The sequence below is a fragment of the Stenotrophomonas sp. AR029 genome, assembly GCF_047520695.2.
In the GTDB taxonomy this organism is placed as follows: domain Bacteria; phylum Pseudomonadota; class Gammaproteobacteria; order Xanthomonadales; family Xanthomonadaceae; genus Stenotrophomonas; species Stenotrophomonas sepilia.
Genome location: NZ_JAXBQQ020000001.1, coordinates 291,216 through 305,055, shown reverse-complemented (window position 1 = coordinate 305,055; position 13,840 = coordinate 291,216). Strand labels below are relative to the sequence as shown.

Annotated in this window: 8 protein-coding genes; 7 read left to right on the top strand and 1 reads right to left on the bottom strand. The window is 66.1% G+C overall.

What is annotated here, in order from left to right:
* The first annotated feature begins 172 nt into the window (after positions 1 to 172).
* From ACM0PB_RS01440 to ACM0PB_RS01415, 6 genes are read left to right on the top strand one after another with little or no spacing between them, the layout of a single operon-like run.
* Positions 173 to 1,777 (top strand): glucoamylase family protein, encoded by a 1,605-nt coding sequence (locus ACM0PB_RS01440; protein WP_005417626.1) that lies wholly within the window; start codon positions 173 to 175, stop codon positions 1,775 to 1,777.
* Positions 1,778 to 1,781: 4 nt separating this feature from the next.
* Positions 1,782 to 3,122 (top strand): sugar ABC transporter substrate-binding protein, encoded by a 1,341-nt coding sequence (locus ACM0PB_RS01435; RefSeq protein ID WP_329888854.1) that lies wholly within the window; start codon positions 1,782 to 1,784, stop codon positions 3,120 to 3,122.
* The gene (locus ACM0PB_RS01430; protein WP_005410323.1) at positions 3,119 to 4,000 is read left to right on the top strand and encodes a carbohydrate ABC transporter permease; all 882 of its coding nucleotides are present in this window, start codon (positions 3,119 to 3,121) and stop codon (positions 3,998 to 4,000) included. Before ACM0PB_RS01435 ends, ACM0PB_RS01430 begins: the two co-directional genes overlap by 4 nt.
* Complete coding sequence (locus tag ACM0PB_RS01425) at positions 3,997 to 4,833, top strand: carbohydrate ABC transporter permease (protein ID WP_005417620.1); 837 nt, start codon at positions 3,997 to 3,999, stop codon at positions 4,831 to 4,833. Before ACM0PB_RS01430 ends, ACM0PB_RS01425 begins: the two co-directional genes overlap by 4 nt.
* The gene (locus tag ACM0PB_RS01420) at positions 4,830 to 7,997 is read left to right on the top strand and encodes a discoidin domain-containing protein (RefSeq protein ID WP_065178281.1); all 3,168 of its coding nucleotides are present in this window, start codon (positions 4,830 to 4,832) and stop codon (positions 7,995 to 7,997) included. Before ACM0PB_RS01425 ends, ACM0PB_RS01420 begins: the two co-directional genes overlap by 4 nt.
* Before the next feature lie 2 nt (positions 7,998 to 7,999).
* Positions 8,000 to 8,884, top strand: coding sequence for an endonuclease/exonuclease/phosphatase family protein (locus tag ACM0PB_RS01415; protein ID WP_065178282.1), 885 nt, complete (start codon positions 8,000 to 8,002; stop codon positions 8,882 to 8,884).
* A gap of 165 nt (positions 8,885 to 9,049) precedes the next feature.
* Here the strand turns inward: ACM0PB_RS01415 and rne are convergent, their stop codons facing one another.
* Positions 9,050 to 12,337 (bottom strand): ribonuclease E, encoded by a 3,288-nt coding sequence (rne, locus tag ACM0PB_RS01410; RefSeq protein WP_111200746.1) that lies wholly within the window; start codon positions 12,335 to 12,337, stop codon positions 9,050 to 9,052.
* Positions 12,338 to 12,745: 408 nt separating this feature from the next.
* Here rne and ACM0PB_RS01405 point away from each other — a divergent pair, with 408 nt between their 5' ends.
* Complete coding sequence (locus tag ACM0PB_RS01405) at positions 12,746 to 13,720, top strand: RluA family pseudouridine synthase (RefSeq protein ID WP_031269982.1); 975 nt, start codon at positions 12,746 to 12,748, stop codon at positions 13,718 to 13,720.
* The last annotated feature ends 120 nt before the right edge of the window (positions 13,721 to 13,840 follow it).

Below are 13,840 nucleotides of genomic sequence, written 5' to 3'. Positions count from 1 at the left end.
ACGGGATGTTCTGCACATCCACCTTGATGCCGGGCAGGGGGCAGCGGCGTGGGCAATGATCGCGGTGTCAAACCACGTTTTTCGTGGTTTTTTAAGAGCGCATCTTGTAAACGATTTCAGATCATTGGACGGTATGCTTTCCCATCGATCAGACCACCGGAGGAACCGCGCCATGCAGGCACGCCATCTGTTGTCCGCGGCAGCGTTGAGCCTGGCCGTCGCCGCCTGCCAGCCGGCCCAGCAGGAGCCTGCCAAGCCGCGTCCGCCGGTGATCCTGATCGAGGCCGATGCACCGCCGCGGCCGATGAAGCCGGAGCTGCCGCCGCTGTTCGATGACATCGAGCGCCGCACCTTCCAGTTCTTCTGGGACACCACCAACGAGATCAATGGCCTGACCCCGGACCGCTATCCGTCGCGGCCGTTCGCAAGCATCGCGTCGGTGGGTTTCGCGCTGACCGCTTATCCCATCGGTATCGAGAACGGCTGGGTCAGCCGCAACCAGGCGATCGACCGGACCCTGACCACCCTGAAATTCTTCCGCGACGTGCCGATGGGCCCGCAGCGCACCGGCAAGGCGGGCTACAAGGGTTTCTACTATCACTTCCTGGACATGCAGGAAGGCCGTCGCTACGACAGCTGGGTCGAACTGTCCTCGGTGGATACCGCACTGCTGATGATGGGCGTGCTGTTCGCGCAGTCGTACTACGACGGTGACGATCCGCGCGAGAAGGAAATCCGCCAGATTGCCGATACCTTGTACAAGAAGGTCGACTGGCCGTGGCTGCAGCAGCGTGCACCGCTGATCTCGATGGGCTGGTTCCCCGAGAGCGGCTTCATCGACCACGACTGGATGGGCTACAACGAGGCGATGATGGTCTACATCCTCGCCCTGGGCTCGCCCACGCACCCGGTCAGCCCGGACGCGTGGACGGTGTGGACGCGCACCTATGACAACGACTGGGGTGTCTACCAGGGCCAGGAATACCTTTCCTTCGGCCCGCTGTTCGGCCACCAGTACAGCCACGTCTGGATCGATTTCCGCGATATCCAGGACGCGTACATGCGCGAGCGCGGCAGCACCTATTTCCTCAACAGCCGCTCGGCCGCGCTGGCCCAGCGCGAATACGCCATCGCCAACCCGATGCAGTGGAAGGACTATGGCGAGAACGTCTGGGGCCTGACCGCCAGTGATGGCCCGCAGAACACCACGCAGGAGTACCGCGGCGAACAGCGCCAGTTCCGCCATTACTCCTCGCGCGGCGCCGGCCTGCGCGAGAACTTCGATGACGGCACCATTGCCCCGACTGCGGCGATCGCCTCGGTGGTGTTCGCGCCCGAGCAGGTGATCCCGGCCACGCTGGAAATGCACAAGCGCTACGGCGACTACATCTATTCCAGCTACGGCTTCCTGGATTCGTTCAATCCCAGCTTCAACTATGACATCCCGATCAAGACCGGTCGCCTGGTGCCGGATCGCGGCTGGGTCGCCAGCGACTACATCGCCATCGACCAGGGGCCGATCCTGACCATGATCGCCAACTACCGCAACGACTTCGTCTGGGAAGTGATGAAGAAGAATCCGTACATCCGCAAGGGCCTGGAGCGGGCCGGATTCAGCGGCGGCTGGCTGGCGCCGGAAGGGTCGTTCCAGCCGCTGGAACTGCAGAAGGACGAAAAGGCCGCGGCAGCACGCGCGGTGGGTATCGCCGAATCACGCGCGGCTGCCGCGCAGGAACAGAAGAACAATGCCAACCGCACCACAGGCCAGGGCAAGTAACCCGATGCCGAACTGGATCGACCGCCTGCGCCGCTGGGCGCTGCCTGCCCTGGCCGCCCTGGCCGTGGCCGGCTGCGCCCGCACCGAACCGGGCACCACCACCGTGCGCTTCTGGGCGATGGGCCGCGAAGCCGAGGTGGTCAGCGAGCTGATCCACGAGTTCGAGGCCGAAAATCCCGGCATCAAGGTGGATGTGCAGAACATCCCGTGGACCGCCGCGCACGAAAAGCTGCTGACCGCGTTCGCTGCCGACGGACTGCCGGACGTGTGCCAGCTCGGCAATACCTGGGTGCCGGAGTTCGCCGAACTCGATGCATTGACCCCGCTGCAGCCGTTCGTGCAGCGCTCCACCGTGGTCGACCCGAAAGATTACTTCCAGGGCATCTGGGACACCAACGTGATCCACGGTGAGCTGGTCGGCGTGCCGTGGTACGTCGATACGCGCCTGATCTACTACCGCAAGGACCTGCTGGCCAAGGCCGGCTACGACCACCCGCCGCGCACGTGGCCGGAGTGGGAGGAGCAGATGGCGGCGATCAAGCGCATGCAGGGCCCGAACCGCTACGCGGTGCTGATGCCGATCAATGAGTTCGAGCAGCAGCTGTCGCTGGCCCTGCAGCAGCCCGATCCGCTGCTGCGCGACGACGATACCCGCGGCAATTTCGCCAGCCCGGGGTTCCGCCGCACGCTGTCCTTCTACGCCAACATGTTCGAGCAGGGCTGGGCGCCGAAGATGTCCGAGACACAGATCTCCAACGTCTGGGATGAATTCTTCCGCGGCTTCAACGTGTTCTACATCTCCGGTCCCTGGAACATCCGCGAGTTCAAGAAACTGCAGCCGAAGGAACTGGAAGGACAGTGGGGCACCGCTGCGCTGCCGGGGCCGGACGGTCCGGGCGCGGGCATCGCCGGTGGCACCAGCCTGGTGATCTTCCGCAAATCGCATCAGAAGGAGGCGTCCTGGAAGCTGATCGAATTCCTGTCGCGCCCGGAAATCCAGGCACGCTTCCATTCGATCATCGGCGATCTGCCGCCGCGCCGCAGTGCCTGGAACGCGCCGTCGCTGGCCAACGATCCACTGGCCGCCGCGTTCCGTGATCAGCTGGAGCGGGTCAAGCCGACGCCGAAGGTGCTCGAATGGGAGCGCATCGTGCAGGAAATGCGCATTGTCACCGAGAAGGTCGTGCGTGGTGGCCTGCCGCAGGACAAGGCCGTGGCCGAACTGGACCAGCGCGTGGACAAGGTGCTGGCCAAGCGCCGCTGGATGCATGAACAACAACGCCTGCAGGAGCGCGCGCCGTCGCCGCGCTCGAGCAGCGCAGTGGCCGCCGGGAGCGCGCAATGAAACGTACTTCGCTGGCCGGCTGGATCTTCGCCGGCCCCTCGCTGATCGTGCTGGGCGTGTTCTTCGGCCTGCCGGTCGCCTCGGCGCTGGCGCTGAGCGTGACTGACTTCGACCTCTATGCACTGGCCGACAGCAGCAACCTGCGCTTCGTCGGCCTGGGGAACTACATCGACCTGCTGCAGACGCCGATGTTCTGGAAGTCGCTGTGGAACACCACCTACTTCGTGTTGATCGGCGTACCGTTGTCGATCGGCGTGTCGCTGGGCGCGGCCATGCTGCTCAACGCACCGGCCGCGCGCTTCAAGGCGCTGTTCCGTACGGCACTGTTCGCGCCGGTGGTGACCACGCTGGTGGCGGTGGCGGTGATCTGGCGCTACCTGTTCCATACCAGCTATGGCCTGGTGAACTACGGGCTGGGCCACCTGGGCATCAGTCCGATCGACTGGCTGGGTGATCCCAACTGGGCAATGCCGACCATCATGCTGTTCGCGGTGTGGAAGAACTTCGGTTACAACATGGTGATCTTCCTCGCCGGCCTGCAGGCGATCCCGCATGACCTGTACGAAGCCGCGCGCATCGACGGTGCTTCGCGCTGGAAGCAGTTCCTGCACATCACCCTGCCGATGCTCGGCCCGGTACTGCTGGTGGTCGGGGTGATCACCGTGTCCGGCTACTTCCAGCTGTTCGCCGAGCCGTACGTCATGACCCGCGGCGATCCACTGCAGAGCACCGTCAGCGTGCTGTATTTCATGTTCGAGGAAGGCTTCAAGTGGTGGAACCTGGGACGCGCATCGGCTGTAGCGTTCCTGCTGTTCCTGATCATCCTGGCGGTGACCACCGTGATGCTGCGTTTCGGCCGCAAGAGGCAGTTGGTATGAGTCGTGAAATCGGCCAGTCGCGCTGGTATCCGTGGATGATCAATGGTGCGCTGCTGGTGCTGGCCCTGGTCAGCCTTGCACCGCTGCTGTGGATGCTCTCGGTCTCGTTCATGCCGCAGGGTGAGGCCAGTCATTTCCCGCCGCCACTGCTGCCTTCGAGCATCACCACGCACAACTACCACGAGCTGTTCGCGCGCACCGGCATGGGCGGCAACTTCGCCAACAGCCTGCTGGTGTCGCTGGCTATCACGCTGGGTTCGCTGCTGCTCAACACCATGGCCGGCTACGCCTTCGCCAAGCTCAACTTCGTTGGCCGCGAACGCCTGTTCCAGGTGCTGATGGCAGCACTGGTGATTCCGGCGCAGGTGGCGATGCTGCCGCTGTTCCTGCTGATGAAGCAGCTGGGCCTGGTCAACAGCTTTGGCGGGGTGATCGTGCCGGCGCTGGCCAGCGTGTTCGGCATCTTCCTGGTGCGCCAGTACGCGCGTTCGATCCCGGACGAGCTGCTTGAAGCGGCGCGCATCGACGGCGCGGGGGAGTTGCGCATCTTCTTCCAGATCGTGCTGCCGATGCTCAAGCCGGTACTGGTGACCCTGGCGATCTTCACCTTCATGGGTGCATGGAACGATTTCATGTGGCCGCTGATCGTGTTGACCGACCAGGAGCACTACACTTTGCCGGTGGCGCTGGCCACCCTCTCGCGCGAGCACATCATGGACGTGGAAATGATGATGGCTGGCGCGGTCGTCACCGTGGTTCCGGTGCTGGCACTGTTCCTGGTGCTGCAGCGTTACTACATCCAAGGTCTGTTGCTGGGGAGCGTCAAGGGATGAAGCGAGCGATCGCCGTTGGACTGGGCCTGTTGTGGACTTCCCTGGCGATCGCCGCACCACCGGCACTGCCGGCGCCGAAGGTACTGGACGATTTCGACGACATCGGCGCCTGGAAGCTGGTGCTGTCCGACCAGGTCAGCGGTTCGCTGCGGCCGGTGAGCGGTGCCGGTGGCGGCCGCGCGCTGTGCCTGGACTACGATTTCCACAAGGTGTCGGGCTACGTCGGCATCCGCCGCGCGCTGGGCATCGAGTACCCGGCCAACTACCGCTTCGGCTTCCAGCTGCGGGGAGATTCGCCGGGCAACGACCTGCAGTTCAAGCTGATCGATGCCAGCGGCGATAATGTCTGGTGGGTCAATCACCCGGGCTACAGCTTCCCCAAGGCGTGGACGCCGGTCGAATACCGCCGTCGCCAGATCGACAAGGCGTGGGGGCCGTCGCCGGAGAAGGAGATGGCGCGCAGCGCTGCGGTCGAGTTCACGATCTACAGCAAGGTCGGCGGCCGCGGCACGGTGTGCTTCGACAAGCTGACCCTGCAGGGCCTGCCGCCGCAGGATGATTCGGCGCTGGTGCCATCGGTGATCGCCGACACCGCCACCGCGCTGCAGGACCGGATGATTGACGGAAAGAGCGATACGTTCTGGATCAGTGGCGGGGTCAAGCAGCAGACCATCAGCCTGGACCTGCACAAGAGCCGCGAGATCGGCGGTGCGGTGATTGACTGGCTGCCGAACCTGGAAGCCAATCGCTACACCGTGCGTACGTCCGAGGATGGCCGGGACTGGCGCACCGTGCGCGAGGTGGCCGGCGGTGCGGGCGGCCGCGACTGGCTGGCGCTGCCGGATACCGACGCGCGCTACGTGCGCTTCGATCTGCACGATGGCCCGAACTGGCGCTATGGCATCCGTGACATCACGCTCAAGCCGCTGGCGTTCGCGGCCACGCCGAACGCATTCCTGTCCTCGGTGGCGGCCGACCTGCCGCGCGGCTCGCTGCCGCGCGCATATGTGGGCGAACAGCCGTACTGGACCCTGCTCGGCCTCGATGGCGGCCAGGAGCAGGCACTGATCAGCGAGGACGGTGCGCTGGAACCGGCCAAGGGCAGTTTCAGCATCGAGCCGTTCATCCGCGTGGACGGCAAGTTGCTGGACTGGTCGAAGGTGGCCATCACCCAGTCGCTGCAGGATCGCTACCTGCCCATCGCCAATGTCGACTGGGTGCATGAGAAGGCCGGCCTGGCGGTAACCAGCTTCGTGCAGGGCACGCCGGAGCGCGCGCAGCTGATCGGTCGCTACCGGTTGAGCAATCCGGACAAGGTGGCGCACGAGTACACCCTGGCGCTGGCGATCCGGCCGTGGCAGGTGAACCCGCCGACCCAGTTCCTCAACACCGTCGGCGGCTTCAGTCGCATCGATGCGCTGGATGTGGGCGAACAGCTGGTGCGCATCAACGGTGAGCCGCGCATCTATCCGTTGCAAGTGCCGGATGCGCGCTTCGCCAGCACGTTCGATGGCAAGCTCGACGCGATGCATCTGGCCTCCGGGAAATACCCGGCCAGCACGGCGGTGAAGGACAGCACCGGCATGGCGTCCGGTGCGCTGCTGTATACGATCAGGCTGGAGCCTGGCCAGAGCCGAGAAGTGGCGGTGGTGTTGCCACAGACCGGAGGCTGGGCGCCGCAGGCGCTGGATGTGGCCAAGGCGCAGGCGCAGGTCGCAGAGCAGTGGCGGCAGAAGCTGGGGGTGGTCTCGTTGCAGGTACCGGCTGCGGGCCAGGCACTGGTCGATACCCTGCGCACCGCCGTGGCGCATATGCTGATCTCGCGGGTCGGCCCGCGCCTGCAGCCGGGCACGCGCTCGTACGCGCGCAGCTGGATCCGCGATGGCGCGATGATTTCCGAGGGCCTGCTGCGCATGGGGCGCAGTGATGCGGTGCGTGATTACATCAACTGGTATGCGCCCTATCAGTTCGAGAATGGCAAGGTGCCGTGCTGTGTCGATGCACGTGGCAGCGATCCGGTGCCGGAGAACGACAGCCATGGCGAGCTGATCTACAGCATTGCCGAATATGGGCGCTATACCGGTGACAGCACCTTCGCCGAACTGATGTGGCCGCATGTGCAGGGCGCCTATAACTACATGGAGCAACTGCGCGCCAGCGAGCGCACGGACGAGAATCGGGCGCGCAATCCGGCGTTCTACGGGATGATGCCGGCCTCTATCAGCCATGAAGGCTATTCGGCCAAGCCGATGCATTCGTACTGGGACAATTTCTGGGCGTTGCGCGGCTACAAGGATGCGGCATCGCTGGCGGCCCAGCTGGGCAAGGTCGAAGCCATGCAGATTGCCGAATCGCGTGACCAGTTCCGTGATGACCTGCAGGCCTCACTGCTGTCGGCGATGCAGCAGCACAACATCGATTACCTGCCGGGCTCGGCCGAGCTGGGCGATTTCGATGCGACCTCGACCACCATCGCGCTGGCTCCGGGCGGTGAACAGGGGCGCCTTCCGCAGCAGGCGCTCGATGCCACCTTCGAGCGCTACTGGAAGGAGTTCGTGGCCCGTCGCGATGGCAAGCGCGAGTGGAAGGACTACACGCCCTACGAGTGGCGCAACGTGGCCGCCTTCGTCCGCCTCGGCTGGCGCGATCGCGCCTGGCAGGCGACTGAGTTCTTCTTCAAGGACCGTACGCCGCAGGCCTGGAACCAGTGGGCCGAAGTGGTCTCGCGCACGCCACGCAAGCCGTTCTTCGTCGGTGACCTGCCGCATGCCTGGGTGGCCTCGGACTTCGTGCGCTCGGCCCTGGACATGTTCGCCTACAGCCGTGACATGGACGATGCGCTGGTATTGGCCGCCGGCATTCCGACCGCCTGGCTGCAGGGCGAGGGCATCGCCGTGCAGGGCCTGCGCACGCCGCAGGGCCAGCTCAACTACCACCTGCAGCGCAGCGACAAGCAGCTGGTGCTGGAGGTGCAGCCGGGCCTGGTGCCACCGGTCGGTGGCGTGGTCTTGCCGTGGCCGTACGCCGGTGATCCGGGCGAGGCGACCATCAACGGCGAAGCGGCCGAATGGACCAACAGGGAACTGCACGTGCACCAGCTGCCGGCGCGGGTCGAGATCGATGTACCGGGCGCGGTGCGCCGCGCCGAGCGCAAGGGGCAGTAACGATGAAGCAGCAGGGGGCAAGGGTGCGCGCGGCCGTGCGTGCCCTGGGACTGGCCATTGCATTGGCATTGCCGGGTGCCGTGATGGCAGCCGTGCCAACCGCCGCGACGGCGGCTGACGTCGCCAGCGCGCCAGGCATGAGCATGGTGACCTTCAACCTGCATCACGACCGCGAGGACTGGCCGAGCCGCCGCCGCACCATCCTGGCCGAACTCAAGCGCCTGCAGCCGGATGCGGTTGCCCTGCAGGAGGTGATCCAACGCCGTAACGTGCGCAACCAGGCACAGTGGCTGGCCAGCCAGCTGGGCTACAGGTACATCTTCGTCTCCACCGATCCGGTGGGCGCGCCGAAACGTTACGGCAACGCGCTGCTGAGCCGGCGCCCGATCCTCGCCCAAGGTGAGCACCTGTTGCGGCCGCTGGACGATTATCGGACGGTCGCCCATCTGCGCATCGATGTGGACGGCAAGGCGGTCAACGTCTATGCCACCCACTTCAACGAGCGCAGCGACGAGAATGGCCAGCGCATCCGTCGCACCCAGGTCGAGGACCTGCTGCGCTTCATCGCCAGCACCTCGGCCGGCGCACCGGTGGTGATCGCGGGCGACTTCAACGCACTGGTCGATGCCAGTGACCTGAGCGAGCTGCGCAGCCATTACGGTGACAGCTACGGCAGCGTGCACGTCAACACCGACCTGGCCGGGGTCAGTACGCTGAACAGGCACTACTACCCGGTGGCCTCGCGGATCGACCACATCTTCTTCCAGCAGGACGCGATGGTTGCACGTGAGGCCAAGCTCCTGTTCGACCAGCCCGATGACAGCGGTCGCTGGGCCTCGGACCACTACGGCGTGTGGACCCGCCTGCAGTTCGCTCCGACGCGCTGATGTCCTGGTAGGTGCCACCCTGGGTTGGCACGGACGTGTCCGCGTTCGCTCCAACAACGGCGCCGACCAGGGTTGGCCTCCCAGAGCGCTGCACGCGCCCAGCGCACAAACAGAAGCGGCGGGGATCATCGATCCCCGCCGCTTTTTCACGCGATCAAAGCGCGATCAGTTCGCCGGCGGCGTGCGCTTGGCGCCTTCTTCGCCTTCTTCGTCGGCCTTGGCTTCGGCCGCCTGGGCTGCCGCATCGGCGTGGCCATCGGCGACCGGATCGATCGACGGTGTCACCACTGCATTGGCAACCGGGGCCGCAGCTTCCACCGGTGCCGCTTCAACTGCCACCGGCGCGACCGGCTGTTCGGCGACCGGTGCGGTCTCGACGACCGGTTTGGCTTCAAATGCAGGAGCGGCTTCCGCCACCGGGGCAGCCTCAACGGCCAGCGGCTTGGCTTCGACCGCCGGAGCGGCTTCAGCGATCTCCGGCTTCGATTCCACGACCGCAGCAGCCTCGGCCTCGGCCACGGCCGACTTCACTTCGACCACCGCAGTGGCTTCAGCGACCGGGGCAGCCTCAACCACCACCGGCTTCGCTTCGACCGCCGGGGCTGCCGCTACCGCTGGCTGGGCCGGGGTTGCAGCGTCGATGGCATCAAGCATGCTGGTCTGCACCGGCGACGCCGCCGGTTCGGCCTTGGCGACGGCTTCGACCGGAGCCTGTACCTTCGCCACGACCGGTGCAGGAGCGTCGATCACGGCGCTGCTCACCACCGCGACCGGTGCGGCGACAGCAGCGGCGGCGGCGCGGACCGGCTTCTCGGCTTCGGCAGCGGTCGGTTCGGCTTCGTCATCGAATTCGAACTCCGGCTGCGAACGCGCCGGCTGTGCCGCGGCCACCGGAGTGGTCCCGGCAACGCTGTCGTTGCTCTGCCCGGCGACATCAGCGGCATCGGTGTCATCACCGTCGTCCGCGTCGTCCTGATCATCGCCCAGGCCATCGCTGCCGGCAGCGTTCTCGGCGCCACCACGACGGCGGCGACGGCCACCACGACGGCCACGGCGGCGGCGGGTTGCGCCTTCACCGGCCTGCTCGCCGTTGGCGTCGAGGGCAGCCTCTTCACCGGTCACGGCAATCGCCTCGGCCTCATTGGCGGCGTTGGCAGTGCTGTCGGCCGGTGCAGTGACTGCCGCCGGAGCGGAGGCAGCCGGTGCAACCGGCGCCACCGGCGCAGTGGCTTCCTGCGCGGTCACGACGTTGGCAGCGACGGCCGTAGCGGCTACGGCTGCCGCCACGGCCTCGGCCGGCAGCTCGGCGGCGCTGCGCTGCGGCTTTTCGGCCGGCTTGTCACCGTCCTGCTGCTGGCGCGGCTGCTTGGGCTGCTTCAGCTTCGGCTGGTTCTGGTTCTGGTTCTGGCCCTGCTGCTCGTTGCGCGGCTTGTGCTGCTGCTGCGGCTGCTGCTGGCCATCCTTCTGCTGCGGTTCTTTCTGCCTGCCCTGCTGTGGCTGCTGCTGGGCATTGCCGTTGTTGCCGTTGCGGCCGTCCTTGTTGCGCTGCTCACCACGGTCCTTGCGGTTGCCGCCATCCTTCTGCTGCTGCGCGTTACCGTTGCCACCGTTGCCACGGTTTTCGTCGCGACGGTCCTTGCGATCCTTGTTGCGATCCTTGTTGCGGTCCTTGCGACCACCGTCCTGCTGCTGGCGCGGAGCCGGGGCGGCCGGAGCCGGCGCTGGTGCCGGCTCGCCACCGAACACGCGCTTGAGCCAACCGATCACGCCGCCGCTCGAAGCCGGCGCCACTGGCGCTGCCACGACCGGAGCCGGAGCGGCTGCAGCCGGAGCCGCTTCCTCGCGCACCGGGGCGGGAGAGGTGTGCTTGACCTGGGTCACGGCCGGCGGCGGGATGTTCAGCTGGCCCTTGGTCAGGGCGTGCACCGGCAGCTTGCGCGGGGTGCCGCGCTGGTAGCTGGGCTTGCTGCTCTCTTCACCGAGCTCGTTCTCACGCAGGCGGGTGACGGCATAGTGCGGGGTGTGCAGCTGCTCGTCGGCGACGATCACGATCGGCGCTTCGTGGCGCTGCTCGATCTCGCGCAGGGCGCTGCGCTTCTCGTTCAACAGGTAGTTGGCGATCTCCACCGGCGCCTGGACCAGCACCTGCCCGGTGTTCTCCTTCATCGCGTGCTCTTCGGCGACGCGGATGATCGACAGCGACAGCGACTCGACGCTGCGCATGCGGCCGTGGCCGTCGCAACGCGGGCAGACGATCTGGCTGGATTCGCCCAGGCTCGGGCGCAGGCGCTGGCGGCTCATTTCCAGCAGGCCGAAGCGCGAGATGCGGCCGACCTGCACGCGGGCACGGTCGTACTTCAGCGCGTTGGCCAGGCGGTTCTCGACCTCGCGCTGGTGCTTGTTGGAAGCCATGTCGATGAAGTCGATCACCACCAGGCCGCCCAGGTCGCGCAGGCGCAGTTGGCGAGCCACTTCCTCGGCCGCTTCCAGGTTGGTCTGGAACGCGGTGTCCTCGATGTCGCTGCCCTTGGTGGCGCGCGAGGAGTTCACGTCGACTGCGGTCAGTGCTTCGGTCTGGTCGACCACGATCGAGCCACCCGACGGCAGGCGCACGTTGCGCTCGTAGGCACCTTCGATCTGCGACTCGATCTGGAAGCGGTTGAACAGCGGGATGTCGTCCTTGTAGTGCTTGAGCTTGCGCAGGGTCTGCGGCATCACCTGCTGCATGAACTCGCGGGCGTGCTCGTACATCTCCTCGGTGTCCACCAGGATCTCGCCGATGTCGGCGCGCAGGTAGTCACGCAGGGCGCGCACGATCAGGCGTGATTCCTGGTAGATCAGGAACGGGGCCGGCTTGCTCAGTGCGGCTTCGGCGATGGCGCGCCAGACGTTGAGCAGGTAGTCCAGGTCCCACTGCAGCTCTTCCGCATCGCGACCGACGCCGGCGGTGCGGATGATCACCCCCATGTCGTCGGGAATGTTCAGCTTGTCCAGGGCCTCCTTCAGCGCGGCACGGTCTTCGCCCTCGATGCGGCGGGACACACCGCCGGCGCTGGGCGAGTTCGGCATCAGCACCATGTAGCGGCCGGCCAGCGAGATGAACGTGGTCAGGGCGGCGCCCTTGTTGCCACGCTCTTCCTTGTCGACCTGGACAACGATCTCCTGGCCTTCCTTCAGCAGCTCGCGGATACCGGCCTTGTTGTGGTCGACACCGGCCTGGAAGTAGTCGCGGGAAATCTCCTTCAGCGGCAGGAAGCCATGGCGGCCACCGCCATACTCGACGAAGGCGGCTTCCAGCGAGGGCTCGATGCGGAAGATCCGGCCCTTGTAGATGTTGGACTTCTTCTGTTCCTTCGACGGCTGTTCGATGTCGATGTCATACAACGACTGGCCATCCACGATGGCAACACGCAGCTCTTCAGCCTGCGTGGCGTTGATCAGCATTCGCTTCATTGTTGCGTTCCTCGCAAGCGGCTACCGCGCGGAACGCCATGGGGTTTCGCCTCTGGACACGGCTCGCCGCCCATTCGCGCAAGCGCGGGGAGGGCGGCTTGGGTTTCCAGCGCTACGACACCACGGCAGGCCGCGGGAGCGCTTCACTCTTATGGGTTTTTGGGTGTTGCAGGGCCGCAGGCAGCTGTCAGCCAGGCTGGAGCGCCACGCGGGACATGTTCAGCACGGTTGCGTGTCAGGCATCCGGCGATGGCCGGGAAGGCCGGTGAGCCGCTAACATGGCCGCCCCGCGGGCGGTGGTCGCGCACTGTGCCGGATTCGTCGGAAGCTGGGCTTCTGGCCCTGAGTAACTTCCAACGAAATCAATCCCTTATCTCGCCCCCCGAGTGTAACAGAATAAACAGCCTGATGACCGCCCAAGACCCGACCAAACCCGCTGGCGACAAGCCTTCCGTGCGCATGATCACCGTTCCCGCCGACCGCGCCGGCCAGCGCCTGGACAACTTCCTGCTCGGCCAGCTGAAGGGAGCCCCGCGCAGTCTGGTGTACAAGCTGGTGCGCAGTGGGCAGGTTCGGGTGAACGGCGGCCGCGCCAAGGCCGAGCGCAAGCTGGAGGCGGGCGATGAGGTGCGTGTGCCGCCGGTCCGTCTCAGCGAGGAAGGAGACAAGGCCGGTCCGCCAGAGGCGTTCATGCGCCGCCTGGAGCAGGCCATCGTCTTCGAGGACGCCCGGCTGCTGGCCCTGAACAAGCCCTCCGGCGTGGCCAGCCACGGCGGCAGCGGCATCAGCTTCGGTGCCATCGAGACCCTGCGCGCCTTGCGCCCGGGACAGACACTGGAGCTGGTCCATCGGCTGGATCGCGACACCTCGGGCCTGCTGATCGTGGCCAAGAAGCGTTCGGCACTGAGCGAACTGCAGGCGCTGTTGCGTGAAGACCACGGCGCCGGCATCCGCAAGCGCTATCTGACCCTGCTGGCCGGCCGCATGCCGGACGGCGTGATGACCGTCGACGCCCCGCTGCACGTGGGCCTGCGCCAGGGCGGCGAGCGCCATGTACAGGTCAATGCGATCGGCAAGGAATCGATCAGTCACTTCCGGGTGCTGGAGCGCCGCGGCGGCCATTCGTACTGCGAGGTGCGCATCGAAACCGGCCGCACCCATCAGATCCGCGTGCATGCCCAGCATCTGGGCCATCCGGTGGCCGGTGACGACAAATACGGCGATCCTGCGGTCAACAAGCGGCTTCGTGAGCAGATCGGACTGAAGCGACTGTTTCTGCACGCGGCCTCGCTGGAGTTTGCACTGGACGACGGCAAGAGTCCGTATGTGCTGAACGCGCCGCTGGCCGATGAGCTGGTCGAGGCGCTGGACCGGCTGCGCTGACGGCGGTTCGGCGGCGCCGGGTGCTTGGTCGGCGCCGTCGCTTCCCTGCGGAGAGTGGGCTTGTCACTTTCTTTGCTCGTGCAAAGAAAGTAACCAAAGAAACACGCCGCCATCCGCGAG

What these genes read in the sequence shown, in the direction of transcription:
- ACM0PB_RS01440 (WP_005417626.1), top strand. Translation starts at nt 173, where the DNA reads ATGCAGGCACGCCATCTGTTGTCCGCGGCAGCGTTGAGCCTGGCCGTC.
- ACM0PB_RS01435 (WP_329888854.1), top strand. Translation starts at nt 1,782, where the DNA reads ATGCCGAACTGGATCGACCGCCTGCGCCGCTGGGCGCTGCCTGCCCTG.
- ACM0PB_RS01430 (WP_005410323.1), top strand. Translation starts at nt 3,119, where the DNA reads ATGAAACGTACTTCGCTGGCCGGCTGGATCTTCGCCGGCCCCTCGCTG.
- ACM0PB_RS01425 (WP_005417620.1), top strand. Translation starts at nt 3,997, where the DNA reads ATGAGTCGTGAAATCGGCCAGTCGCGCTGGTATCCGTGGATGATCAAT.
- ACM0PB_RS01420 (WP_065178281.1), top strand. Translation starts at nt 4,830, where the DNA reads ATGAAGCGAGCGATCGCCGTTGGACTGGGCCTGTTGTGGACTTCCCTG.
- ACM0PB_RS01415 (WP_065178282.1), top strand. Translation starts at nt 8,000, where the DNA reads ATGAAGCAGCAGGGGGCAAGGGTGCGCGCGGCCGTGCGTGCCCTGGGA.
- rne (WP_111200746.1), bottom strand. Translation starts at nt 12,337, where the DNA reads ATGAAGCGAATGCTGATCAACGCCACGCAGGCTGAAGAGCTGCGTGTT.
- ACM0PB_RS01405 (WP_031269982.1), top strand. Translation starts at nt 12,746, where the DNA reads ATGACCGCCCAAGACCCGACCAAACCCGCTGGCGACAAGCCTTCCGTG.